Source organism: Chitinophaga niabensis, from assembly GCF_039545795.1.
GTDB lineage: Bacteria > Bacteroidota > Bacteroidia > Chitinophagales > Chitinophagaceae > Chitinophaga > Chitinophaga niabensis_B.
Map to the genome: position 1 here is coordinate 798,405 of NZ_CP154260.1, position 24,315 is coordinate 822,719.

Annotated in this window: 22 protein-coding genes; 12 read left to right on the plus strand and 10 right to left on the minus strand. The window is 47.1% G+C overall.

Annotated features, from left to right (window positions below):
* Positions 1 to 59: 59 nt before the first annotated feature.
* Positions 60 to 653, minus strand: coding sequence for an RNA polymerase sigma-70 factor (locus AAHN97_RS03425; RefSeq protein WP_343306154.1), 594 nt, complete (start codon positions 651 to 653; stop codon positions 60 to 62).
* Positions 654 to 868: 215 nt separating this feature from the next.
* Between AAHN97_RS03425 and AAHN97_RS03430 the strand changes: the two genes are divergently transcribed.
* The gene (locus tag AAHN97_RS03430; protein WP_343306155.1) at positions 869 to 3,661 is read left to right on the plus strand and encodes a S9 family peptidase; all 2,793 of its coding nucleotides are present in this window, start codon (positions 869 to 871) and stop codon (positions 3,659 to 3,661) included.
* A 69-nt stretch (positions 3,662 to 3,730) separates the two neighbouring features.
* Here AAHN97_RS03430 and hemL read toward each other — a convergent pair whose 3' ends face one another.
* The 7 genes from hemL to hemA are packed head-to-tail and all read right to left on the minus strand — an operon-like array spanning position 3,731 to position 10,863.
* Positions 3,731 to 5,017, minus strand: coding sequence for a glutamate-1-semialdehyde 2,1-aminomutase (gene hemL, locus AAHN97_RS03435; RefSeq protein ID WP_343306156.1), 1,287 nt, complete (start codon positions 5,015 to 5,017; stop codon positions 3,731 to 3,733).
* Between the two features lie 12 nt (positions 5,018 to 5,029).
* The gene (hemB, locus tag AAHN97_RS03440; RefSeq protein WP_343306157.1) at positions 5,030 to 6,001 is read right to left on the minus strand and encodes a porphobilinogen synthase; all 972 of its coding nucleotides are present in this window, start codon (positions 5,999 to 6,001) and stop codon (positions 5,030 to 5,032) included.
* A gap of 22 nt (positions 6,002 to 6,023) precedes the next feature.
* Positions 6,024 to 6,938, minus strand: coding sequence for an oxygen-dependent coproporphyrinogen oxidase (gene hemF / locus AAHN97_RS03445; protein WP_343306158.1), 915 nt, complete (start codon positions 6,936 to 6,938; stop codon positions 6,024 to 6,026).
* Positions 6,935 to 7,966: a uroporphyrinogen decarboxylase gene (hemE, locus tag AAHN97_RS03450; RefSeq protein ID WP_343306159.1), complete on the minus strand. Its 1,032-nt coding sequence runs from the start codon at positions 7,964 to 7,966 to the stop codon at positions 6,935 to 6,937. The genes hemF and hemE overlap by 4 nt, the downstream gene beginning before the upstream one ends.
* Complete coding sequence (locus tag AAHN97_RS03455) at positions 7,963 to 8,673, minus strand: uroporphyrinogen-III synthase (RefSeq protein WP_343306160.1); 711 nt, start codon at positions 8,671 to 8,673, stop codon at positions 7,963 to 7,965. Before AAHN97_RS03455 ends, hemE begins: the two co-directional genes overlap by 4 nt.
* A 10-nt stretch (positions 8,674 to 8,683) precedes the next feature.
* Entirely contained in the window at positions 8,684 to 9,607 is a 924-nt protein-coding gene (hemC, locus tag AAHN97_RS03460; protein WP_343306161.1) for a hydroxymethylbilane synthase, read from the minus strand.
* Positions 9,608 to 9,609: 2 nt separating this feature from the next.
* Positions 9,610 to 10,863, minus strand: a complete 1,254-nt coding sequence (hemA, locus tag AAHN97_RS03465; protein ID WP_343306162.1) for a glutamyl-tRNA reductase — start codon at positions 10,861 to 10,863, stop codon at positions 9,610 to 9,612.
* A gap of 318 nt (positions 10,864 to 11,181) precedes the next feature.
* Here hemA and hemH point away from each other — a divergent pair, with 318 nt between their 5' ends.
* The 6 genes from hemH to AAHN97_RS03495 all read left to right on the plus strand — a co-directional run bounded on the left by hemH (position 11,182) and on the right by AAHN97_RS03495 (position 17,985).
* Positions 11,182 to 12,222 carry a ferrochelatase gene (gene hemH, locus AAHN97_RS03470; RefSeq protein ID WP_343306163.1) on the plus strand — a complete coding sequence of 347 codons (1,041 nt, stop codon included), beginning with the start codon at positions 11,182 to 11,184 and terminating at the stop codon, positions 12,220 to 12,222.
* Between the two features lie 164 nt (positions 12,223 to 12,386).
* Positions 12,387 to 13,520, plus strand: a complete 1,134-nt coding sequence (locus tag AAHN97_RS03475; RefSeq protein ID WP_343306164.1) for a Re/Si-specific NAD(P)(+) transhydrogenase subunit alpha — start codon at positions 12,387 to 12,389, stop codon at positions 13,518 to 13,520.
* Between the two features lie 14 nt (positions 13,521 to 13,534).
* Positions 13,535 to 13,846 (plus strand): NAD(P) transhydrogenase subunit alpha, encoded by a 312-nt coding sequence (locus AAHN97_RS03480; protein WP_343306165.1) that lies wholly within the window; start codon positions 13,535 to 13,537, stop codon positions 13,844 to 13,846.
* A 10-nt stretch (positions 13,847 to 13,856) separates the two neighbouring features.
* Positions 13,857 to 15,386 carry an NAD(P)(+) transhydrogenase (Re/Si-specific) subunit beta gene (locus AAHN97_RS03485; protein ID WP_343306166.1) on the plus strand — a complete coding sequence of 510 codons (1,530 nt, stop codon included), beginning with the start codon at positions 13,857 to 13,859 and terminating at the stop codon, positions 15,384 to 15,386.
* Positions 15,387 to 15,403: 17 nt separating this feature from the next.
* Positions 15,404 to 16,777, plus strand: a complete 1,374-nt coding sequence (locus AAHN97_RS03490; protein WP_343306167.1) for a methyltransferase RsmF C-terminal domain-like protein — start codon at positions 15,404 to 15,406, stop codon at positions 16,775 to 16,777.
* A gap of 149 nt (positions 16,778 to 16,926) precedes the next feature.
* Entirely contained in the window at positions 16,927 to 17,985 is a 1,059-nt protein-coding gene (locus tag AAHN97_RS03495; protein ID WP_343306168.1) for a LysM peptidoglycan-binding domain-containing protein, read from the plus strand.
* A gap of 96 nt (positions 17,986 to 18,081) precedes the next feature.
* Here the strand turns inward: AAHN97_RS03495 and fmt are convergent, their stop codons facing one another.
* The gene (fmt, locus tag AAHN97_RS03500; RefSeq protein ID WP_343306169.1) at positions 18,082 to 18,996 is read right to left on the minus strand and encodes a methionyl-tRNA formyltransferase; all 915 of its coding nucleotides are present in this window, start codon (positions 18,994 to 18,996) and stop codon (positions 18,082 to 18,084) included.
* A gap of 171 nt (positions 18,997 to 19,167) precedes the next feature.
* Between fmt and AAHN97_RS03505 the strand changes: the two genes are divergently transcribed.
* The 4 genes from AAHN97_RS03505 to AAHN97_RS03520 all read left to right on the plus strand — a co-directional run bounded on the left by AAHN97_RS03505 (position 19,168) and on the right by AAHN97_RS03520 (position 22,130).
* Complete coding sequence (locus AAHN97_RS03505) at positions 19,168 to 19,596, plus strand: FKBP-type peptidyl-prolyl cis-trans isomerase (RefSeq protein ID WP_074239726.1); 429 nt, start codon at positions 19,168 to 19,170, stop codon at positions 19,594 to 19,596.
* Positions 19,597 to 19,664: 68 nt separating this feature from the next.
* Positions 19,665 to 20,912, plus strand: coding sequence for a peptidase T (gene pepT, locus AAHN97_RS03510; RefSeq protein ID WP_343306170.1), 1,248 nt, complete (start codon positions 19,665 to 19,667; stop codon positions 20,910 to 20,912).
* Between the two features lie 74 nt (positions 20,913 to 20,986).
* Positions 20,987 to 21,703: a MotA/TolQ/ExbB proton channel family protein gene (locus AAHN97_RS03515; protein WP_343306171.1), complete on the plus strand. Its 717-nt coding sequence runs from the start codon at positions 20,987 to 20,989 to the stop codon at positions 21,701 to 21,703.
* A gap of 10 nt (positions 21,704 to 21,713) precedes the next feature.
* A complete protein-coding gene (locus AAHN97_RS03520; RefSeq protein WP_343306172.1) occupies positions 21,714 to 22,130 on the plus strand; it encodes an ExbD/TolR family protein in 417 nt (138 codons plus the stop codon).
* Positions 22,131 to 22,373: 243 nt separating this feature from the next.
* On the opposite strand, the gene prmC is transcribed toward AAHN97_RS03520, so the two are convergent.
* Positions 22,374 to 23,228, minus strand: coding sequence for a peptide chain release factor N(5)-glutamine methyltransferase (gene prmC, locus AAHN97_RS03525; RefSeq protein WP_343306173.1), 855 nt, complete (start codon positions 23,226 to 23,228; stop codon positions 22,374 to 22,376).
* A gap of 73 nt (positions 23,229 to 23,301) precedes the next feature.
* Here prmC and ribD point away from each other — a divergent pair, with 73 nt between their 5' ends.
* Entirely contained in the window at positions 23,302 to 24,312 is a 1,011-nt protein-coding gene (ribD, locus tag AAHN97_RS03530; protein WP_343306174.1) for a bifunctional diaminohydroxyphosphoribosylaminopyrimidine deaminase/5-amino-6-(5-phosphoribosylamino)uracil reductase RibD, read from the plus strand.
* The last annotated feature ends 3 nt before the right edge of the window (positions 24,313 to 24,315 follow it).

Sequence of the window (24,315 nt, forward strand, 5' to 3'; positions counted from 1 at the left end):
GTCCTTTGCTACAGGACACAGGAATTACAGGAATCCCCTAGTGGAAGGAAAAGTTTTTTTTAATTCTTTACACCCGGCAGGGTAAAGGATTTGCGGGGGAGGGGGAAATCCGCATCCAGAACAGATGCTATTTTTTTTATGGCAGCGGCAATGTGGTTCTCAACAGTACGGGGAGATATGTTGAGTATTTCTCCTGCTTCTTTATAGGAGAGGCCGTTCTCTTTTACCAGCTTATATACAATACGGCATTTAGGGGGGAGTTCATGAATAGACCTGTTCACACGCTGCAGCAATTCAGAGGCTACCATAAGGTCTTCAGGATTGGGAACCAGTTCTGCGCATACCACATCCAGCTGATCAGGATCAAGCTCAGTTGTGTTACCCCGCCTTGTTACATGATTTAAACAATGATGCTTTACGGCAACATACAAATACAAACGAAGGTTGGCTATTTCAGTTAGATTCCTGCGCTTATCCCAGACCTTGATAAAAACGTCCTCTACTATTTCTTCTGCCACTTCCCTGACTTTTACAATGGAAACGGCGAACTGGAAAAGAGTAGTGTAATAGTGCTTGAATAAGATCTTGAATGCTTGCTGGTCATCAGAAAGAGCTACTTGTTCCTGTAAAGCCTGTATCTCTTTATCATTCATGTCCACTGTTTTGCTTTAAACAAGGTATTGTTAATTTCGTACAAATACAAGTTCATTCCTTTCGAAAAATAATTCAATAATCACCTTGTTTAGTCAATATCAGCCGGAATTTATCCTGTTCGTTAATGGAGTCAATATGATTTTAACCTTTCTCAATGTTATTTTATATTGCTATCTTGGCTGGCATACGCTTTCAATTTAAAATCTAAACCTTAATGCAACGAATTTATTCCCTGTTTCTGCTTTTAGCGGTGAGCCTTTCCGTTAATGCCCAGCAGAAAAAAGACCTAACCCCTGCCGATTATGCAAAATGGCAGTATTTCACGGGCTCAGCTTTATCTGAAAATGGAGAATGGGTAGCCTATTCGGTAGCTGTGCAGGAAGATAATGACACCCTTTACCTTTTCAACCAGCTCTCTAACAAACGTTATGCGCTTGAATTTGGAAGTGCACTGGCCTTTTCGGGAGATAACCAGTGGGTGGCTTATTATATTGGTGTTCCCTTCAAAGAAGCAGAGAAACTCAGGGATCAGAAAATGCCCATCCCTTTAAAAATGGGTTTGCTGAACCTGGTGACCGGCAGAAAAGAAGTGATCAAAGACGTCAGTAACTTCCGCTTTTCAAGGAATGGTAAATTCCTGGCGGTTACACTCAACCCGCCAAAGGAGAATAAAGATAAAGGGGCCGTGGTGCTGCTGCGGAACCTCGCAGATAGCAGCACCCGCACAATAGGAAATGTAACCGCATCTGAATTTAACCGAAAGAGCGATCACTTTGCCTATATCCTGGAATCTGCTAACCAGGCGGGCAACACAGTAGAACTGTTCAACCTGCAAACGAATGTGATCAAAGTATTGGCCAGCGATACCTGCAAGTTCTCCAAACTCACCTGGTCTAAGGAGGGAAATGGTCTTGCTTTCTATAAGACCATTAAAAACGAAGATTACGAAGAAGAGAATGCACAGGTATATGTGTATGCACCACTTGATAAAAAGCCAGTGCTCTCCGTATTTGATCCGGCCAAACAACCTGCCTTTCCTAAAGGCATGCGCATCAATCCAACGTCTGCCCTGCGCCTGACAGATGATGTAACAGCCGCTTATTTCAGTATCAAGAACTGGACGGCCAAACCTCCGAAGAAAGGTGCAGCGAAAGATTCTGCAAGTGTTAAAAAGGATACTGCCAACATCGCGAAGGCGGATACCACAAAGAAACTCCCGCCGGCAGCAGCTCCTAAGAAAGAAGATAAACTGGCGGCAGTGGATATCTGGCATTGGAAGGATGCGGACATACAGCCCCGCCAGAAGCTTACTTACGCCATGGATAAAGAATTCAGCCTGCAGTCCGTTTGGAACATCTCCGGCAACAGTTTCTTCCAGCTGGCCAGCGACAGCACACCCCGTGCAAGCCTTGCCAACTGGCAGAAGTTTGCCGTGATCACCACAGAAAAGAAATACAAACCAGCTTTCAAGGAAGACTTTGCTGATTTCTATCTCGTAGATACCCGCACCGGGCAAAAGAAACTGATCGGTGAAAAGATCATCCAGTCATACGGTTATTCACCTATGCTTTCACCGGATAGCAAGTATGTGTTGTACTATAAGGACAAGCAATGGTTCACCTATAACACAGCCACAGGAGAGAATGTAAGCATCACTAAAAACATTCCCACCATTTTTGAAAACTTCCGTGACGATCATCCTGCTGCCAAACCTCCTTTTGGCTGGGGTGGCTGGACCAAAGGGGATAAAGAAGTATACCTGTATGATGAGTATGATATCTATGCTGTGAAACCGGATGGCAAGGGTTTCCGTAAACTGACAGATGGAACGAAAGAAGAGATCAGGCACAGGATTGCAAGGATAGATACTGAAGATCCTTACTGGGATGATAGCAAAGCACTCTTCATTGATCTCTATGGTGATAAGAGCAAGTACTTTGGTGTGGGCAAAGTAGAGAAAGGAAAGTTCAGCCGCCTGGTTTATGAACCCAATGCAATAGATCAGTTCAATAAAGCGAAGGAAGCGGATGTATTCACTTTCATCCGGGCAGACTATAACCGTTCTCCTGAACTCCACATCACTAAGAACTTCCAGGGAGAACAGAAAGTAGCAGGTACTAATGCACAGCAGAAGGATTACAAATGGGGCAAAAGCGAACTCGTGTCTTTCACAAACAAGAAAGGTAAGAAGTTACAGGGCGCGCTGTTCTATCCTGCAGATTATCAGCCGGGCAAACAATACCCGATGGTAGTGTACATCTATGAAGAACTGGCCAATACCGTGCATGGTTATGTGATGCCTTCTGAAAGGAGAGCTTATAACACCACTAACTTTACATCCGGCGGTTATTTCATCTTCCGCCCGGATATCGTATATGATATTAACGATCCCGGAATGAGTGCCGTGGATTGCGTGGTACCGGCGGTAGAAGAAGTACTGAAAACAGGCATGATAGATAAGAACAAAGTAGGGCTGATGGGTCATAGCTGGGGAGCTTACCAGACTTCCTTTATCATCACACAGACCGATCTGTTCAAAGCAGCCTGTGCAGGTGCACCTTTAACGAACCTGATCAGTATGTCCCTGGCTATTTACTGGAACTCCGGTATTCCTGACCAGAAGATCTTCGAAACCAGCCAGGGCCGTTTTGATGGTCCCTGGTACGACAGGATGCAGGAGCATATGCGCAACTCACCTATCTATGCTGCACAAAATATCAAAGCGCCTTTACTGGTTGCCTTTGGTGATAAGGATGGAGCTGTGGACTGGCACCAGGGGATTGAAATGTATGGTACCATGCGCAGGATGGAGAAACCGCATGTGATGCTGGTATATGCAGATGAAAACCATGGTCTGGCTAAGAAAGAGAACCAGATAGATTATCAGAAGCGCCAGCGGGAATGGTTTGACCATTACCTCTTAGGTAAAACGGCACCGAAGTGGATCACAGAAGGTGTGTCTTACTTAGATAAAATGAAGGAACAGGAGAAAGAAAATAAACCATAAATAAAAAGCCCCCTGACATAATCGGGGGGCTTCCGGTTTCATTCAATAACCGGTTGATCGTTAACTTCTTTATCTGATAGCCTGCATCGCTGCTTTGGCAGCAGACACAGTAAACTCGATATCTTCTGTTGTGATAGCATGGCTGATGAACCAGCTTTCAAATGCAGATGGCGGCAGGTAAACACCTCTTTCCAGCATGGCGTGGAAGAAACGTTTGAACAATTCATTGTTGGCACCGGATGCGGCTGTGAAATCAACAATGGGATATTCTGCAAAATGTACGCTCATCATGGAGCCGATGTGATTGATCTGGTAAACCACACCTGCTGCACCGAAGGTTTCTCTTAACCCTGCAATCAGCTGTGCTGTTTTCTCCTGCAGTTGGGTATAGATGGCAGGGCGCTCTTTTAATGCTTTGAGCAAAGTGTATCCTGCTATCATGGCAATAGGGTTACCGCTGAGTGTACCTGCCTGGTATACTTTACCGGCTGGTGCAATATGCTCCATGATCTCCCGTTTACCGGCAAAAGCACCTACCGGCATACCGCCGCCAATGATCTTGCCAAAGGTTACGATGTCTGCTTTGATATTGAATAATTCCTGTGCACCACCTTTTGCTAAACGGAAACCGGTCATCACTTCATCCATGATGAATATGATGCCGTGTGTATCGCATAAACTTCTTAAGCCTTCCAGGAAACCCGGCTGGGGAAGGATGCAACCCATATTACCTGCTACAGGTTCTACAATGATAGCAGCGATCTGATCCGGATGTTCTGCAATGAGTTGTTCTACCGCAGGAAGGTTATTATAAGGAACGCTGAGTGTGTCATCTGCTACAGCACTGGTTACGCCGGGAATGGATTGTAAGCCTAATGTGGCAACGCCGCTGCCTGCACTCACTAAAAAGGAGTCTGCATGGCCGTGATAGTTCCCTTCAAATTTGATCACTTTATTTCTGCCGGTATAACCACGTGCAAGGCGGAGGGCGGACATGCAGGCTTCTGTACCTGAGTTCACCATACGCACCATATCAATATTCGGCACCATGCTCACGATCAGTTCTGCCACATCTATTTCAAGCTGGGTAGGTGCGCCGAAAGAAGTAGAATAGGTAGCATATTCCTGGATGGCTTTAACCACCGGCTCATAAGCATGGCCAAGGATCATGGGGCCCCAGGAATTGATATAATCCACATAACGGTTGCCATCTACATCATACATGTAGGCGCCTTTAGCATGTTGCATAAAAACGGGTGTGCCGCCTACGCTTTTGAATGCGCGTACGGGAGAATTCACACCACCGGGAATTACTTTATTGGCCTGTTCAAATAGGGCTTTACTTTTAGTATACATGCCATTAGTTTTTTAGTTGTTTAACAAACGCACCGCATCTTTTGCAAAGTAGGTGGCAATCAGGTCTGCCCCTGCACGTTTGATGCTGATAAGGCTTTCCATAATAGCTTTCTCTTCATTGATCCATCCCATCTTTGCTGCTGCTTTGATCATGGCGTACTCACCACTCACATGATAGGCACTCACCGGAACAGTTACGCTGTCTTTAATAAGACGGATGATGTCCAGGTAAGCCATGGCTGGTTTCACCATTACAATATCCGCTCCTTCATCCACATCCATCAATGTTTCTTTCAATGCTTCGCGGGCATTGGCATAATCCATCTGGTATGTTTTCTTATCGCCAAAACCGGGTGCAGAATCCAATGCATCGCGGAAAGGGCCGTAGAAGCAACTGGCATATTTGGCGCTGTAGGCCATGATGCCCGTTTTAGTAAAGTTACTATCTTCCAACGCTTCACGGATGGCCAGGATACGGCCATCCATCATATCGCTGGGCGCCACAAAATCCGCACCGGCTTCTGCATGGCTTACACTCATGGCAGCCAGTACATTCACGGTAGCATCATTCACAATCTCTTCTCCTTCCACAATACCATCGTGGCCGTAAGAAGAAAAAGGGTCTAACGCTACATCCGTCATCACCACCATACCAGGCACCGCTTCTTTCACAGCACGGATGGCACGTTGCATCAATCCGTTGGGGTTGAGGGCTTCTGTTCCTTTATTATCTTTCAGCTCATCTGCACATTTGATGAACAGCAGCACACTTTTTATGCCCATTCCCCACAGTTCTTTCGCCTCCTGCACCGTAAGGTCCAGCGAATGGCGAAAATACCCCGGCATGGAAGAGATCTCTTCTTTAATACCCTTTCCCTCTGTAATGAACAGCGGCGCGATGAAATCGGCAGGGGATAAAATGGTTTCTGCTACCATCGCACGGATGGCAGGGGAGTTGCGTAAAATTCTGTTTCTTCTGATCATCATCTTCTATTTTAAATCAACATTATTTAACCCATTCTCTTGGCTTCAGGTATTCCAGCAGTTCTGCTTCCGGACTCCCGGCGGCAGGGTGAAAATCATACTCCCAGCGCGCCCTGGCGGGAAGGCTCATGAGTATGGACTCAATGCGCCCGTTGGTTTTCAGGCCAAATAAAGTACCCCTGTCGTGTATCAGGTTGAACTCCACATAACGGCCACGCCTGTATTCCTGCCAGTGTACATTTTCTTCTGTATAAGGAAGGTCTTTCCTTTTTGCTACGATCGGAAGATAAGCCCCGATCATGGAATTACCATTGGCAAACTGGAATTGCAGCAGCTGTTCTGCTGTGCGGGAAGGCTCGGGGCGGAGGTAATCGTAAAAGATACCACCAATGCCACGTGCTTCATTATTCCGGTGTTTATTCACAAAATACTCATCGCAATGTTTCTTGTATTGCGGGTAAAGCTCCGTTCCAAAAGGATCGCAGGCTTCTTTGAAAGTACGGTGAAAATGAATGCCGTCTTCCTCAAAGATATAATATGGCGTAAGATCTGCACCACCGCCGAACCATGAATCCGCTATGCTGCCATCTGCCGCATAGAGTTCAAAGTAACGGAAGTTGGCGTGTACAGTGGGTACAAAAGGATTCAGCGGATGGATGACCAGGGAGATCCCTGCGGCCAGGAAACTGCTTTCTCCCTGAACATTGAACTGCTGCGCCATCACAGCCGGTAATTTACCATGTACCACAGAAGTGTTCACGCCGCCTTTCTGAAAAACATTCCCATCAGCAATGATACGGGTGATCCCGCCACCGCCGCCTTCTCTTTCCCAGCGGTCTTCCCTGAACTTTGCTTTTCCGTCCATGGCTTCCACTGCGCTGCATATTTCATTTTGCAGCTGCTGAATGAAGGGTATGAATTGTTCTTTAATGGTCATGCCGTATAACTTTTCACCGCTTCTATAAATGCTTTCGCATGATCTACCGGGATGTTGGGCAGGATGCCATGACCAAGGTTCGCAATATACCGTTGCGGGCCAAAAGCACGGATCATTTCATGCACGGATTTGGTGATCTCAGGGATGGGGCGCATCAGTGATGCCGGATCATAGTTCCCCTGCAGGGTAACAGCCGGGCCTGCAAACTGGCGGGCCAGCTCAGGTTTGATACACCAATCCAGTCCAAGACCCTGTGCACCGGTAGCGGCCATTTCTTCCAGTGCAAACCAGGCACCTTTGGCAAATACGATCACAGGCGCTACACCCTGCAATGCTGCAACGATGCGGCGGATATATTGTAAAGAGAATTCTTCAAAATCTTTCGGACTCAACAAACCACCCCATGAATCAAAGATCTGCACCACGTCTGCACCTGCTTCTACCTGTGCTTTCAGATAGAGGATGGTGGTTTCCGTGATCCTGTTCAATAGTTCATGTGCAACGGCAGGCTGCTGATAACAGAATGCTTTGGCTTCATCAAAAGTTTTGGAGCCCTTGCCTTGTACCATGTAACATAACAAGGTCCAGGGTGCACCGGCAAAACCGATCAGCGGAACACGGCCGGCGAGGGTTTGTTTGGTAAGGCGCAATGCATCCATTACATAATGTAAACGTTCTTTCACATCGGGGATCTCAATCCTGTTCAGGTCTGCCGCTGTTTTGATGGGCTGGGGGAGAAGGGGGCCGAGTTTTTCAACAAGCTGCACTTCCATACCCATGGCCTGCGGAACCACCAGGATGTCTGAGAAAATGATCGCAGCATCCACACCTACCTGGTCAACCGGCATTACAGTGATCTCAGTGGCTAGTTCAGGAGTCTGGCAGCGCTCAAAGAAAGAATATTTATCACGCAGTTTGATATAATCAGGCAAAAAGCGACCAGCCTGGCGCATCATCCATACCGGTGGGCGTGGAACCGGAGTTCCCTGCAGTGCTTTTAACAACAAATCGTTCTGTAGTCCGCTCATTCGTAGCAATTGATATTGTCAAAGTAAAAAATAGCTGTTTGTACTAACAGGTCCATCGAAGGCTCGGGGCTTACAACAATCCTGTTATTGGTCACATCTTCCAGCGAAGCTGCGGTAGTAGTGCCAATGGCAAAACATACCGTATGCTTTGGGAGTGTGTTCACGGAAAAGAAACTCTTTACGCTGCTGGAGCTGAGAAAGAGTATGCCGTCAAATTCTTCTTTCAGTGCTTCAGGTGTTTCCACGGTATCATACACTACAATCTCTTCTACTGCTACCTGGTGTTCTTTGAGAATATCAGGCAGTTCATTCCTCCGGATCCTGCCGCAGAAGAATACCACGGAAGGAATATTATGTTCGGCAATGATCAGCTCTGCCAGTTCTTTTGAATTCAGGGCTGTACCGGCAATGGATACATGATGTAAGTGTTCCTCTACTGCTTTGCGTGTAGCGCCCTGTAAGCAATACACCTTGCTGATACCCTTTTTGGAAGGCGCCTGGCTGTAATGCCATGCTTTGCTCACGATCTTCACAGCATTAGGGCTGGTGAATACAAGTGTACTGCCTTTGATAAAATGCTGTAAACTCTGTGCTGTTGCTTCAGGCGTGAGCGTTGGCTGCACGTCAATAAAAGCCTGCGCAGATATAGCAATACCATGTGTGGCAGCTTCCCCGACCAGTGTTTGCGGCAGGGGCTTAGTACTCAATATGCGATATTTAGCGTTGGGCATTTTTGATCTCTTCAATGATAGCATCACCTCCCTGTACCAGTATTTCCTTAGCGGCTGATGTACCCAGCCCTGCTGCATCTGCTGCAGGTAACTGATGTGAAACAGTGAGGGACAGTGTGCCCTGGAGGTTACAGAGGTTGCCTTCAAAATTCAGTTGTCCATCCTGAATATAAGCATAAGCGCTGATAGGAGTAGTGCAACCGCCTAAAAGGTAACGCAGGAATTCCCGCTCTATGCCTGTGCAAAGTGCTGTTTCTGCATGGTCCAGCGGGGCTAAGGCTTCCCGGCAGAAAGTATCCTGTTCCCTGCAGGCCACAACAATGGCTCCCTGTGCAGGGGCTGGCAACATCCAATCCAGTATCTCGGATTCATCCGGCCTTACGCCGATCCTTTCCAGTCCTGCTGCAGCAAAGATGGCGGCATCCCAGTTTTCGGAAGCCAGCTTTTGCAGGCGGGTATTTACATTCCCGCGCAGGTTATGCAACTGGTGTTGCGGGTAACGCCGCAGCCACTGAGCTTTACGGCGGATGCTGGAAGTGGCGATATTAGCTACGTAAGTACTGTCTTCTAAGAATTGTGTATCGTGTTTGTATACCAGCAGGTCTTTTACCGGCCCTCTTTCAAGAATGGCGGCATTGATAAGCCCTTGGGGTAATTGGGTCGGAACGTCTTTGTAGGAATGCACCGCAATATCAATGCGGTCGTTGAGCAGCGCAAGGTCCAGGCTCCTGGTGAAAATACCCTGAACGCCTATCTCATAGAGAGGCGTTACGAGGTCAATATCACCTTCACTTTTGATGGGAACTAAAATAGTGGAAAACCCTTGTGCTGTAAGCAGATCTTTTACCAGGTTAGCCTGCCATAGTGCGAGCTGGCTTTCCCGGGTACCTATCCTGATGACTTTGTCCATTTCTATTCCTGATTAACGCCGGCTTCAAAAATATCATTGATCATGGCGATGTAGAGATCACCTTTCTCTGATTCTTTGCGCACTTTGCCGGCCATAAGATTGATCATTTTCTGAATGATGCGGGAAGAAACTTCTTCCATATCCTCCATATTGTATTGTGCGCCGTTCTTTTGCTCTTTTATTTCGCGTGCATGGATCTCCGTGAGTTTCTCTTTCACGGCTTTCAGCACTACGGCATGTTTGCGCATCTTGAACCAGTAGAGGAACTCCTCCATATGCTCTTCAATGATGCTCATGGCCTTGGGTACTTCGTTGAGCCGTTTTTGCAATGTTTCATCCTGCACTTTACTCAGTTCATCCACATTCACTACTTCCACATGCGGTAATTCCCGTACATCTGCAGCTACGTTGAAAGGAATGGACAGGTCTATCACCAGTTTGGGTTGTGCTCCTTCCAGGTGTGCTTTCAGGATAGTAGGCTGGGGAGAATTGGTGGCTACGAGGATCACGTCTGCTGCTTTCAGCACAGCATCCATTTCTTCATAAGGAGCATATTGCAGGCCATGTGTACCGGCAAACTCTGCTGCCACTGCGGTAGTACGATTGATGAGTGTGATATTGCGCACACCCAGGTACTCCATCATATTTTTGCAGGTGTTGCGGCCTATTTTGCCCACACCCAGTAAAACGATCTTTTTGTTTTTGATATCAGGGATCTTACTTTCCAGCAAACGTACGGCAGCAAATGCTACTGATACAGTGCCGGAACTAAGGCCGGTTTCATTTTTGATGAGCTTGGAAACCTGCAGCACGCTGTTCACCAGCCTTTCTATGAAGGTACCGATGCAACCTGCTCCTTTTGCAAATTTGGCCGCGCCTTTGATCTGTCCCACAATTTCATAGTCGCCCAGGATCTGGGAATCAAGGCCGGTGCCAACATGGTACAGATGCCTGATGGCACCTTCTCCTGTTCTGTGATAGGCCATTTCTTTGAATACCTGGCGATTGCCATGTGCAGCATCGCATAAGAGATTCATTAATACTTCCACATCCGGTGCAAAACCGTAAATTTCGGTCCTGTTACAGGTAGAAAGTACGAATAGGTCATTCAGGCCAGCCTGTTGGGCGGTCTGTAAAAGTTGCTGGTATTGATCCTGATTTATTGCGAATAAACCGCGGATGGCAGCGTCTGTTTTCTTATAGTTGATGCCAACGATATGAAAATGTGATATGTCTTTGGGCTGATTGACCTGCATGTGTTTCTTAAAAGCTTCCGGTTGCAAAAATACTTGCCTAGACTTCAAAACCGCGCCTGAGGCTGTCACTAGTGTGTCATTTCTAACCATGGTAAGTGGAGCATGCAAAAAATGATATTCATCATGTTTGTTGATAGCTGCCATACGAAAGCATTTAGCGGTATAAGCTACAAATTAATGACAGAAAATCCAATGCCACAATGATCTGGATCAGTCTGAAACATCACCCCCTGTTCGTTTTTATTCTAACAATTTAATGACACTACTAGCAGGATAAAGCCTCAAAAGCGCTTACTTTTGCAACAATTTTTTAGGTCTATGGTCGCAAAGTCTGATACAGCTATTATGCTGATGAACCTCGGTTCGCCTGATTCTACGGCGGTGCCGGATGTGAAGAAATACCTCCTGGAATTCCTGATGGACAAGCGGGTGATCGATTACCCCTGGCTGCTGCGTAAGATACTGGTAGGAGGGATCATTGTTCCCAACAGGGCGGCTAACAGTGCAGAAGCTTACAGCAAAGTGTGGCGGGCAGATGGTTCTCCGCTCATTGCGCTGACGAAACAATTACAAATTGCCCTGCAGCACGATCTGGAGATCCCTGTGGAGATCACCATGAGGTACGGTAATCCTTCTCCCCAAGCCACTTATGAGAAGTTGATGAAGGAACATCCGAACCTGAAGGAAGTGATCCTCATGCCTTTATATCCGCACTACGCCATGAGCAGTTATGAAACCGCGGTGGAGTATGCAAAAGATAGCTATAAGAAAAAGAACTATCCCTTCACGTTAAAAGTAGTGGAGCCGTTCTATAACCGTCCTGAATACATTGAGGCACTGTCTGAAAGCATGCGTCCTTATCTTGATCAGGATTATGATCACCTGCTCTTCAGTTATCACGGGCTACCGGAAAGGCACATACGAAAGGGTGATGTAACAGGCAGTCACTGTTATAAAGTGAATGATTGCTGCCATGTTGCCTCTGCTGCACATAAACAATGTTACCGTCACCAGGTGACTATCACTTCTGAACTGGTAGCAGAAAGACTGGGTATTCCCCGGAATAAATGGAGTATTTCCTATCAATCCAGGCTGGGCCGGGAAGAATGGGTGAAACCCTATACCGCAGGCCTGTTTGAAACCCTTCCTAAACAGGGGGTTAAGAAGTTACTGATCGTGTGCCCGGCTTTTGTGTCAGATTGCCTGGAAACACTGGAAGAGATAGCCATGGAAGGAAAACATTCCTTTATCAGCAATGGTGGGGACAGTTTCACCATGATCCCCTGTATGAACACGCATCCAACATGGGTGAAAACAGTAGCCCTGCTTTGTAAAGAAGAAATGGCGCAATACGCGTAAAAAAAGACCGCTCCACACCAGGGCGGTCTTTTTTTAATCTATTTGAAATTTTTTTAATCCTTTAGGGGCAAGAGATACAGCCCATTTTGCCCTGTTACGGCTAATCCTTAACCCCGATTTCTCCGCTTTTTTCTTTAAATTCAATCAGCAAAATTTGATCGCAGATGATCTTGGCCGTTCTAAAAGAAAAAGCAGAAGAAAGCAGGGTATCGCTGGTTCCGGAAGTAGTGAAACAATTAGTGCAGCAGCAGGTAACGGTGTGGGTGGAAGAGGGTGCCGGCGTAAAAGCATTTTACACGGATGAGGCGTACCGGGAAGCCGGCGCAGTCATCAAACCCCGCACAGAGATATTGCAGCAGGCAGATCTGCTGCTCAGTATCCGTTCACTTGTTCCGGAAGAATGGAACCAGTTAGCCCCCGGAAAGATCCTCATGGGCGTTTACCAACCCCTCTACAACCAGGAGCTCATGCAGCAATGGGCCGAAAAGCAACTCACTACTTTCAGTATGGACACCATTCCCCGCACCACACGTGCGCAAAGCATGGATGTGTTGAGTTCCCAGGCCAATATTGCAGGTTATAAAGCAGTGATCCTGGCGGCATACACCTATAGCCGCTATTTTCCTATGCTGATGACAGCCGCAGGAAGTATCCCTCCCGCAAAGGTGCTGATCCTGGGAGCCGGAGTTGCCGGATTACAGGCTATTGCCACTGCACGCAGGCTGGGAGCGGTTGTGGAAGTATTTGACACCAGGCCCGCTGTGAAGGAAGAAGTGATGAGCCTCGGTGCGAAATTCGTGGAAGTGGAAGGTGCGGCAGATGCTTCCAAAGCAGGCGGATATGCCGTTGAGCAAACAGAAGAATATAAACAGAAACAGGTAGAGAAAATAGCGCAAAGCGCAGCGAAAGCAGATATCATTATCACCACCGCACAGATCCCCGGAAAAGCAGCACCCATACTGATCTCGCAGGAGATGGTGGAAAACATGCACACGGGCTCTGTGATCATTGATCTCGCTGCTGCCACCGGTGGAAATACCGCCGTTACCAAAAACGGTGAAACCATTGTGCATAAAGGTGTAACCGTGATCGGTAATTCAGACCTGGCAGGCACGGCTCCTGCAGATGCCAGTAAACTGTATGCCCGCAACGTGCTGAACTTCCTGAAGCTCATGCTCACAAAAGAAGGGCAGCTGGATCTGAACTTTAAGGATGATCTGATCCAGGGCACCTGCATCACACATAAAGGAGAGATCGTAAATGAGCGCGTGAAAAACCTCCAACCCGCAACCGCATAAAATAACCTGAACATATGAACGCAGTACTGGATTTTTTACAACTGCATATAGAGATGGTATACATCGTGATCCTCTCCATATTCCTGGGCATAGAAGTGATCTCCCGTGTTCCTGCTGTATTGCATACCCCACTTATGAGTGGCGCGAATGCTATTCACGGTGTGGTGATCATCGGTGCCATTATTGTAATGGGGAAAGCGGAATCAGATAATTACATCGCACTGGTACTTGGATTCCTGGCCGTGATATTGGGTACGCTCAATGTGGTAGGTGGTTTTGTGGTAACGGACAGGATGCTGGAAATGTTTTCAAAGAAGAAAAAGTAAATAGCCCTATATGCAAGCAAGTCTTTTGTCTATCGCTTACCTGATCGGCTCTGTTACATTCATTATTGGCCTGAAAATGCTCAGCCATCCTGCCTCTGCGCGCAAAGGTAACCTGGTTGCGGCTGCGGGGATGTTCCTGGCAATTGCCGGAACTATTTTCCTGTATGAAGAAGGCGGAGAGAAATTGCATAACTACGGCTGGATCTTTAGTGGTTTATTGATAGGAACAGTGATAGGTGTGATTGCTGCACGCAAAGTGAAAATGACGGCCATGCCGGAAATGGTGAGTATGTTCAATGGTATGGGCGGAGCCTGTGCGATGTTGATTTCCATTGTGGAGTTTAATCATTTGACGCATGCGCCGGTAGCTGCTATGTCAGGCTCCAATCTGGCAGAAATTATTGCGGCTTTGATAACACAGGCTACAACAGGCATTCATGTAGGTGGCAAACTTCTTATCATCCTCCTGGGGCTGATCATTGGAACCGTTTCCTTTGCAGGTAGTGTAATAGCCTGGGGCAAATTAAACGGAAAAGTAAAAGATTTTGCATTTAAAGGACAGCATATCGTGAATCTCACCATGCTGGCTGTTATTGTGATCCTGGCCACATACCTCGTGGTAGTGATCAACGATAGTTATACTATTGTCAACGAAAATGGCAGATATATTAGTCATGGCACTATCGGTGTCCTCCCCCAGATCACCATCTCCTTCTACGTTATCCTCGCCTTATCCATCGCATACGGCGTATTATTCGTAATGCCCATTGGCGGTGCAGACATGCCGGTAGTGATCTCCTTATTGAACTCCTTTACCGGTGTGGCGGCAGCTTGCGGCGGTTTCTTATACAACAATCCTGTAATGCTCACGGGTGGTATCCTTGTTGGTTCAGCCGGTACTATTCTTACCATCCTCATGTGTAAAGCCATGAACCGTTCCCTGAAGAACGTACTGATCGGTTCTTTCGGAGGAGTGAAAGCAGGAGGTGCAGCTAAAGAACAAACGGGCAGCTACAAAGAGATCAGCCTCTCCGATGCCGCAGTGGTACTGCGTTACGCCAATAAAGTAATGATTGTACCGGGATATGGTTTAGCAGTGGCCCAGGCCCAGCACGTTTGCCATGAACTGGAAAAAATACTGGAAGAAAAAGGCGTGGAAGTAAAATATGCCATTCATCCGGTAGCAGGCCGTATGCCCGGTCACATGAACGTTTTGCTGGCAGAAGCAGATGTGCCGTATGAAAAATTAGAAGAAATGGAACAGGCGAATGGAGAAATGAATACCACAGATGCCGTACTGGTACTGGGTGCCAACGATGTGGTGAACCCTGCAGCCAAACATGATCCGGACAGCCCCATTTACGGTATGCCCATACTGGAAGTAGAAAATGCGAAGATGGTGATCGTGAATAAACGCAGTATGAAACCAGGATACGCAGGTATTGAGAACGAGCTCTTCTTTCAACCCAAAACCTCCATGCTTTTTGGAGATGCAAAAGCCGTGTTACAGCAGCTGGTGGCTGAAGTGAAAATCGTATAAATTTTTACCTTTGCGGAATGTCATCGTTACCATCAGCGTTTACGGATACGCTGGATCAATTACCCGGATTCAATAAAGAATCCTTCCTGGAGGTGCATAATTCCGCTGAGCGGATCACTTCCATCCGGCTGCACCCGCAAAAAGCCACGGCGCTTTTTCCTGAACTGGCGCCAACACCAGTACCCTGGAACCGTTACGGTTATTACCTTTCCGCCAGGCCTTCCTTTACATTGGACCCTTATTTTCACGCAGGTGCTTACTATGTGCAGGAAGCCTCTTCCATGTTCCTGGAAGAAGCGCTCCGGCAAACAACAGATCTCTCGCAACCCCTGAAAGCATTAGATCTTTGCGCAGCCCCCGGTGGTAAAAGCACCCTCATACAAGCCGTGCTGCATCCGGACAGTCTGCTGATAGCCAATGACGTCATCAAATCCCGCGCAGGCCTGCTGGCAGATAATATCACCAAATGGGGCGCAGATAATGTAGTGGTCACCAACAATGATCCGCGCGACTTCGCAAGGCTGGGAGATTTTTTTGATGTAATGGTGGTAGATGCTCCCTGCTCCGGCTCCGGTTTATTCCGGCGCGATCCGGAGGCTGTGGAAGAATGGTCGCAGGAGAATGTGATTCTCTGCAGCCAGCGGCAGCAAAGGATCCTGGCAGATGTGCTGCCTGCCCTGAAACCAGGGGGTGTATTGATCTATTCTACCTGCTCCTATGCGAAAGAAGAGGATGAGAACATCATGGAATGGCTGCTTGGTAACTTTGAACTGGAAAATATTCCGCTCACTATAGATCCTGCATGGAACATTGTAACCTCCGTTACTGATCAGTACAAAGCCCATGGATACCGCTTTTACCCGGATCAGGTGAAAGGCGAAGGATTTTTCATTGCTTGTTTCCGGAAAAAAGGAGAGGAAGGCGTGGCTAAGAAAATGCGTCAGCAGATAGCTGCGCTCCCTGCTAAAGAATCGGCCCGTTTATTGCCATGGTTAAGGGATGCAGCGAATCTCACTTTTGTAGATCATAAGGGGGAAGTGATCATTTTACGATCTTCCATAGCAACAGAATTACCGGTGCTGCAAAAGAAACTCTACCTGCGAAAGGCAGGTGTGAAAGCAGGCCAGCTCACACAAAAGGAGCTGATCCCTGATCATCAGCTGGCCCTGAGCACCTGCATCTCAGCAGAGCTGCCTGCCGTGGAATTACCGCTGGAACATGCTTTACGTTATCTTCGCAAGGAGGACCTGCAGCTGGACCTCAGTGTAAAAGGCTGGACACTGATGCGGTATGGCGGTATGAACCTCGGCTGGGCAAAGGTTTTACCCAACCGGATCAATAACTATTATCCCAAAGAAATGCGCATCCTGAAAGCAGGAATGCCGGAATAAAGGAATGTGGAAAACGTAAGAGGGCAGATGTGGAGAAATAGGATCGGCAACGGTTGCGGCCTAACAACAAAAGGCGGTTTTTGTCGTTTTTCAATAAACATTAATTCATTTTTAACACATATATTCGTTCCCTTAAAGTATTAGATATTATGTTAAAGTCAGTTTTGATAGGTGTTTTCATGGTCAGTACAATAGGAGTAACCGCACAGGATACGCTTGTTGCACAGGGCAGCGCACCCGATCTGTATTTGACACATACAGTGAAGAAAGGGGAAACCTGGTACAGTCTCGGTCGTGCTTATGGTTTGAGTCCTAAAGACATTGCGGCGAAGAATAAAATGCAGATGGACCAGGGGCTTAGTTTAGGGAAAAGCATCACCATTCCTTTAAGCAAAAGCAACTTCATACAATCCAAAGAAGCACATGCCGGAGCCGGTTTCCGGCCGGTATATCACCAGGTGGCAGAAAAGGAAACCCTCTACAGGATCCATGTACGCTTTGATAAAGTGCCGTTGGACAATGTGCGCCAGTGGAATAATTTCACAGGAGACGGGGTGAAGAAAGATGCTTACCTGATCGTGGGTTTCGTGAAAGGAAACGGGCAATCTATTGTTGCTCCGGTAGCTGCACCTGCAGTACCGGTAGTGGCGAAACAGGACCCTCCGAAACAAGATCCTCCGCCGGTTGTAAAACAAGATCCTCCCAGGCAAGATCCGCCACCCGTAGTAAAACAGGATCCACCGCCTGTCGTAAAACAGGAAGTACACCAGGACCCTCCACCGGCAACAACACCTAAAACACAAGCTGCTGAACCAGAAACCAGGCAGGAGCAGCCAGACAGCAAACCCTCTACCAGCCTGGGCCGCACGCCCGCAGTTCCGGAAGGAGGATTTGAGCAGCAATACCTGCAACAGACCAATAACGGCAGAAATGTAGTGGGCGAAAAAGGGCCGGGTACCTGGTTCAGAAGCAATGCTGTAGTAGGTTCCGGTAAATATTATGCACTGCATAATACAGCCCCCCGCGGAACAATCGTAAAAGTGACCAATCCGCTCACCGGCAGATCCATCTACGCAAAAGTACTCGATGCCATACCACAACTCAAAGCAAACGCGAACCTGATCATCAAACTCAGCGATGCTGCACAGGATGCACTAGGTATCAACGAAGCGCGGTTTTATTGTGAACTCAGCTACGATGAGAAATAAAGGGACTTAGCTATTTGAAATAAAAACGGTCAGGATGTTAGATCCTGACCGTTTTGCTTTATAGAGAACTTTCCTTCCGAAACTTATAGCAGTCTTCTAGAACCTATACCCTCGAAGAAACTCTACCACCCCCATTTTCTTCTTCCCTTCCAACTGCAATTCCACCAGGTTGATATACCCTCCATCCGCTGCAAACTTGAGGAAAGTCTTCTGATCTGTGTGCACAGAACCCAATGCATGCGCGTGTTTTGCATGTTCTTTCTCTGCTTTGAAGATCTTCAGTGTTTTATCATTCAACAGGGTGTACGCTGTAGGATACGGACTCAGCCCGCGTATCAGGTTGTAGATATTATCCACCGTATCTTCCCACTTAATTTTACAATCTTCCTTGAAGATCTTCGGTGCATGTTTCAATTCACTTTCAGGAATATTATTCTGCACCAGTTCCGGCGCGTTCCCTGCTTTCAAAGCAGCCACGGTTTTCAGCAATACACCTGCGCCTGCTACCATTAGTTCTGCATATAGTTCTCCCGCAGTTTCATCTTCACGGATAGGAACTTCCACCGTGAAAAGGATATTGCCGGTATCAATGGCATGTTGTAATTTGAAAGTAGTAACGCCGGAAACAGATTCCCCGTTGATCACAGCCCAGTTGATAGGAGCCGCACCACGGTATTGTGGCAGTAAGGATGCATGTACATTGATAGTGCCCAGCGGTGGCATATCCCACACAATTTCCGGTAACATGCGGAAAGCCACCACCACCTGCAGGTCTGCTTTATAGGAACGCAGTTCTTCAATGAAAGCAGGATTCTTCAGTTTCTCCGGCTGCAATACAGGAATGTTTTTACCCAGCGCATATTGCTTCACTTCACTTTGTTGTAACTGCAAACCTCTGCCGGCGGGCTTATCAGGGGCTGTAACCACAGCCACCACTTCATATCCGTTCTGAACAAGCGCATCCAGAGAAGCCACGGCAAATTCGGGCGTACCCATGAAAATTATCCTCATGAATGCAAATGTATTAGAAGTCTTGGAATTCAACAGCAGATATTGTATGCTAAAAATAAATATATAATTTGTGCAGATAAACAATGCCGGACAATTTAACCGGCCGGGTCCCGGAATTCAAAAACAAAATCTGTACCTTCACACCCTATTGTATCATTTTAAATCATTTATATGCAACAAGTAAAGACCGGTGATACCGTTCGGGTGCACTATCACGGCCGTTTAGAGAATGGTGACACCTTTGATAAGTCCGAAGGAAAAGCTCCCTTGGAATTCAAGGTGGGAACCGGTTCTGTGATCAAAGGTTTCGATAATGGAGTTCTGGATATGAAGGTAGGGGAGAAAAAGACTTTGAACATCCCAGTAGAAGAAGCATATGGCCCTAAGAGCGATGAGTTGATCATGGAGTTCCCCAAGGCTAATATTCCTGCTGATCTGAATCCCGAAGTAGGCATGGAATTACAAATGAGCAATCCCCAGGGCCAGGTGTTCCCTGTAAGAGTGGCTGCCGTTGGAGCAGAGTTTATCACACTGGATGCTAACCATCCGCTGGCTGGTGAACCACTGATCTTTGATATTGAACTGGTAGAGATCGTTTAATATAGAAATTTTTGTGAAATATAGGGAAAGGCTGTCTGCAAGACAGCCTTTTTTAATAGGTTTGCCCAATGGATAAAAATTATGCTTATTCGGTAACAGAACGCTTCCTGCGTTATGTACAGATAGACACGCAGTCAGATCCGCTCAGCACCACATTCCCTTCCACAGCCAAACAGAAAGACCTGGCAAAGCTGCTGGTAAAGGAATTACTGGAGATTGGTATCACAGATGCGGTAACAGACGAATTTGGATACGTGTATGCTACGATCCCCGCTACCACTACAAAAGAGGTACCCGTGATCTGCCTTTGCGCACACATGGATACAGCGCCTGATTGCAGTGGTACCAATGTGAAACCTATTGTGCACAAGGCTTACAATGGAGAGGACATTATCCTGCCGGATGATACCACACAGGTGATCCGCACAAAAGATCATCCATATCTCAAAGGAAAAATAGGAGACGATATTATCACCGCCAGCGGCAATACCCTGCTGGGCGCGGATAATAAAGCAGGCGTGGCAGAGATCATGGATGCCGCATTATATCTCATACAACATCCTGAAGTAAAACACGGTAAGATCCGCATCCTCTTTACACCCGATGAAGAAGTAGGCCGTGGCGTACAGCATGTGAATATGGAACAGCTGGGCGCGCGGTTTGGTTACACCATGGATGGAGGAGAACTGGGATCGCTGGAAGATGAAACCTTTGCTGCAGATGGTGTGAAGATCAGCATCCAGGGCGTGAGTGTACATCCCGGTACGGCAAAAGGCAAACTGGTGAGTGCCATCAAAGTAGCAGCGGAAATAGTGAGCGCATTGCCAAAAGATATCCTTTCCCCCGAAACCACAGAAGACCGCCAGGGCTTTATTCATCCCGTACGTATAGAAGGTATGGTGGAAAAAGCAGAGATAGAATTCATCATCCGCGACTTTACCGCTGCCGAACTGGAAGGCCATGAATTTTACCTGCGTAAGATCATGGAAAACACTGTAGCCCGCCATCCCGGAGCCACAGCCATTATGAAGGTCACAGAGCAATACCGCAATATGAAAGAGGTGCTGGATAAACATCCGCAGGTAGTGGCCAATGCAGAGGAAGCCATCAAACGCGCAGGTATCAAACTGGAAAGAATGAGTATCCGTGGTGGTACAGATGGTTCCCGCCTGTCATTCATGGGCCTGCCCTGCCCCAATATCTTTACAGGAGAAATGGCGCTGCACAGCAAACAGGAGTATGTAAGCGTGCAGGATATGCAGAAAGCGGTGAACACCATTATCGAGCTTGTACAGGTCTGGGAAGAGAGAAGTTGATAATAAATTACGTCTAAATCCGTTTTTATTATTACTTTAACCCCTTATAGAACTCGAATGTTAAAATTAAATTCATGTTGCTAGGACTCGTTACGTTTATGCAGGACTCTCTTTTACTCCCTAAAGCGGACACAGTGGCCGCGGGTGTAAATGCAGCAACTGCCACAGCTCAGGAGATCAGGTTATGGGATATGATCGTGAAAGGTGGGCCCCTGATGATCCCATTGGGTATCCTTTCCGTAATTGCGGTATATGTATTCGTTGAAAGGTTCATCACCATTCAAAAGGCAGGAAAGTTAGAAGATAACTTTATGCCCATGATCCGTGATCACATCACCTCTGATAATATCAATGCCGCCCGTTCTTTATCCAAGAACACCAACAGCCCCATTGCCCGGATGATCGATAAAGGCATCCAGCGCATTGGTAAACCTATCGACAACATTGAGAAATCAATGGAGAACGTAGGTAAGCTGGAAATATATAAAATGGAAAAGAACCTGGTGATCCTGGCCATTGTGGCTGGTATTGCTCCTATGTTCGGTTTCCTCGGTACCATCGCAGGGATGATCCAGACCTTCTTCAACATCTCCCAGACCTCAGATATCACCCTCAGCACTATCGCCGGCGGTATCTATGTGAAAATGGTTACCTCTGCGGCAGGTCTGATCATCGGGCTGGTAGCCTACATTGGTTACAGCTACCTGAATGCACAGATCGATAAAGTGATCAATAAAATGGAAGCCACTACCGGCGAGTTTATTGATCTAATGCAAACACCGACGAAATAAATTACGATATATGAATTTGCGGAGGCGTAAAAAAGGATCGGCAGAATTACATAGCGGAGCGTTGAACGATATCCTGTTCATCCTCCTGTTGTTCTTTCTGATCGTGTCATCACTGGCCAATCCCAACGTTATCAAACTAATGTTGCCGAAAGCCAAAAGTAATACCAAAGCAAAGCAGACTGTTGTAGTGAGCATCGATGCGAAACAGCAGTTTTTTGTGGGCACCAATAAAGTGAATTTTGAACAATTGCGGGAAACTTTGGTTCCTAAGTTGTCTCCCAACGAAGTAGATCCTACTATTGTGATCAATGCAGAAGAAACAGTACCTATCGGGGTAGTAGTGAGTGTGATGCAGATCGCCAGGGAATTAGGGGCTAAAACGGTATTGGGAACAGCTAACCCACAGAACGCAGCAGCTAAGAAATAATAGTAAGTAATTATAGGTAACTGCATCCTCCAAAAGGGTGCAGTTATTTTTTAGCATAGCGGGTACAACATCCGGACTTGTTACCTTCTGCCACTTATTTTTAGCACAGCGGGTACAACACCCGGACTTATTACCTTCTGCCACTTATTTTTAGCACAGCGGGTACAACACCCGGACTTGTTACCGGCGCCACTTATTTTTAGCACAGCGGGTACAACATCCGGGCTTGTTACCGGCGGCCACTTATTTTTTTACCGCCCTCACCATCCGGTCTTTCCCAAACATATCCTGTTTGAGTTTGGCATCCTGGAAACCTTCCTCCTCCAGCATTTCCACCACTTCTTTACCCAGCGCTTCGTTGATCTCGAAATACAACTTGCCGCCATGTTCCAGTTTTTCTTTTGCCAGCCGGGCTATCCGCCGGTAAAACAATAAAGGATCATTATCGGGAACAAACAAAGCAATAGAAGGCTCAAAAGCTTCTACCTGTTCCTGCATGTTTGCACGTTCGGATTCACGGATATAAGGAGGATTGCTGACGATGATATTCAAAGATGGCAGTACTTTTGATGCATCTGTTGCCAGTACATCCTGCGGAATAAAACGGATGGGGGTATGTTGCAGTCCTGCATTTTTAGTAGCAACTGCCAGGGCACTGGGACTTACATCCATGGCCCACATATCTGCTGCAGGCCATTGTTTTTTCAGGGCAATGGGAATGCAGCCGCTGCCGGTTCCGATGTCCAGCAGACGCCAGGCAGGTTGGGCAGGATGGTCCAGTAGGATCCATTCCACCAGTTCTTCTGTTTCCGGGCGGGGAATTAACACCTGTTCGTTCACCAGCAGTTCCATGCCATAGAACCAGCTTTTGCCGGTGATATGCTGTACAGGCCTGTGTTCCAGCAAAGCGGTCATCGCCTGCTGGTATTGTGCCTCCTGGGGTGCAGAAAGGTCGCTGTCTTTATGGAAAACACGATCCAGTTTTCCTAATCCGGTAATATGTTCCATCACGAGATGCGCTATATTGGCGGCTTCCCGGTTATCGTACAATGGTGTAATCGCAGCCACTAGTCCGGCATATGCAGTTTGAATCGTCATGATCTTTAGATAACAGCGGAAAATAGCCGCTGAAACGATATTTTTGCAAACATATATATTTCATAGGGCATTCATGGTAAGTATTTCGCACGAATTTTTTATGCAGCGTTGTGTCGATCTGTCACAAACAGGTATGGGTGCTGTAGCTCCCAATCCTATGGTGGGTTCTGTGCTCGTGCATGAAGGAAGGATCATTGGAGAAGGCTTTCATCGCATATATGGTCAGGCACATGCGGAAGTGAATTGTATCAATAGTGTGCCGGAGGAATTACAATCCCTCATCCCTAAAGCTACCATGTATGTAAGCCTGGAGCCCTGCGCCCATCATGGTAAAACACCTCCCTGCGCAGATCTGATCATTGCACGCAAGATCCCGAAAGTAGTGGTGGGCTGTGTGGATACCTTTTCCGCTGTAGCAGGCAAAGGCATTCAACGCATGAAAGATGCAGGAATAGAAGTGATCACCGGTGTGTTGGAAGAAACCTGCAGAGCCGTGAACCGCCGCTTTTTTACTTTTCATGAAAAGAAAAGGCCTTACATCATTTTAAAATGGGCGCAATCTGCGGATGGTTTTATTGCTCCCCCGGATGGCCAGCCCGTAAGGATCTCCAATCCTTATGCTGACCGCCTTGTACATCAATGGCGCAGCAGGGAAATGGCCATCATGGTAGGCAAACATACCGCATTGAAAGACGATCCTAAATTAACGGCACGTCTCTGGCCCGGCAAACAACCACTGCGTATTGTGATCGACCGGCGTTTGGAAATTCCAGGCCACTATCAATTGCATAGTGAAGAAGCACCCACTATTTTTGTGTCAGAAGATACATTTGATTTCAGTAAGGATATTATCCCGCAACTCTTAACCCGCCTGCACGCAGACAATATTCAAAGTGTGATCGTGGAAGGAGGAGCACATTTATTACAGCAATTTATAGGCAGCGTTTGGGACGAAGCCCGTGTGATCACCGGAAAACATACACTGGGTGGTGGTTTGCAGGCGCCGGTATTGCATAATGCATTATTGCAGGAAGAACTGGAAGTACAGGGAGATCTCATTTCCATGTATACTTCATCAACTTAAAAA

What these genes read in the sequence shown, in the direction of transcription:
- AAHN97_RS03425 (WP_343306154.1), bottom strand. Translation starts at nt 653, where the DNA reads ATGAATGATAAAGAGATACAGGCTTTACAGGAACAAGTAGCTCTTTCT.
- AAHN97_RS03430 (WP_343306155.1), top strand. Translation starts at nt 869, where the DNA reads ATGCAACGAATTTATTCCCTGTTTCTGCTTTTAGCGGTGAGCCTTTCC.
- hemL (WP_343306156.1), bottom strand. Translation starts at nt 5,017, where the DNA reads ATGTATACTAAAAGTAAAGCCCTATTTGAACAGGCCAATAAAGTAATT.
- hemB (WP_343306157.1), bottom strand. Translation starts at nt 6,001, where the DNA reads ATGATCAGAAGAAACAGAATTTTACGCAACTCCCCTGCCATCCGTGCG.
- hemF (WP_343306158.1), bottom strand. Translation starts at nt 6,938, where the DNA reads ATGACCATTAAAGAACAATTCATACCCTTCATTCAGCAGCTGCAAAAT.
- hemE (WP_343306159.1), bottom strand. Translation starts at nt 7,966, where the DNA reads ATGAGCGGACTACAGAACGATTTGTTGTTAAAAGCACTGCAGGGAACT.
- hemC (WP_343306161.1), bottom strand. Translation starts at nt 9,607, where the DNA reads ATGGACAAAGTCATCAGGATAGGTACCCGGGAAAGCCAGCTCGCACTA.
- hemA (WP_343306162.1), bottom strand. Translation starts at nt 10,863, where the DNA reads ATGCAGGTCAATCAGCCCAAAGACATATCACATTTTCATATCGTTGGC.
- hemH (WP_343306163.1), top strand. Translation starts at nt 11,182, where the DNA reads ATGGTCGCAAAGTCTGATACAGCTATTATGCTGATGAACCTCGGTTCG.
- AAHN97_RS03475 (WP_343306164.1), top strand. Translation starts at nt 12,387, where the DNA reads ATGATCTTGGCCGTTCTAAAAGAAAAAGCAGAAGAAAGCAGGGTATCG.
- AAHN97_RS03480 (WP_343306165.1), top strand. Translation starts at nt 13,535, where the DNA reads ATGAACGCAGTACTGGATTTTTTACAACTGCATATAGAGATGGTATAC.
- AAHN97_RS03485 (WP_343306166.1), top strand. Translation starts at nt 13,857, where the DNA reads ATGCAAGCAAGTCTTTTGTCTATCGCTTACCTGATCGGCTCTGTTACA.
- AAHN97_RS03490 (WP_343306167.1), top strand. Translation starts at nt 15,404, where the DNA reads ATGTCATCGTTACCATCAGCGTTTACGGATACGCTGGATCAATTACCC.
- AAHN97_RS03495 (WP_343306168.1), top strand. Translation starts at nt 16,927, where the DNA reads ATGTTAAAGTCAGTTTTGATAGGTGTTTTCATGGTCAGTACAATAGGA.
- fmt (WP_343306169.1), bottom strand. Translation starts at nt 18,996, where the DNA reads ATGAGGATAATTTTCATGGGTACGCCCGAATTTGCCGTGGCTTCTCTG.
- AAHN97_RS03505 (WP_074239726.1), top strand. Translation starts at nt 19,168, where the DNA reads ATGCAACAAGTAAAGACCGGTGATACCGTTCGGGTGCACTATCACGGC.
- pepT (WP_343306170.1), top strand. Translation starts at nt 19,665, where the DNA reads ATGGATAAAAATTATGCTTATTCGGTAACAGAACGCTTCCTGCGTTAT.
- AAHN97_RS03515 (WP_343306171.1), top strand. Translation starts at nt 20,987, where the DNA reads ATGTTGCTAGGACTCGTTACGTTTATGCAGGACTCTCTTTTACTCCCT.
- AAHN97_RS03520 (WP_343306172.1), top strand. Translation starts at nt 21,714, where the DNA reads ATGAATTTGCGGAGGCGTAAAAAAGGATCGGCAGAATTACATAGCGGA.
- prmC (WP_343306173.1), bottom strand. Translation starts at nt 23,228, where the DNA reads ATGACGATTCAAACTGCATATGCCGGACTAGTGGCTGCGATTACACCA.
- ribD (WP_343306174.1), top strand. Translation starts at nt 23,302, where the DNA reads ATGGTAAGTATTTCGCACGAATTTTTTATGCAGCGTTGTGTCGATCTG.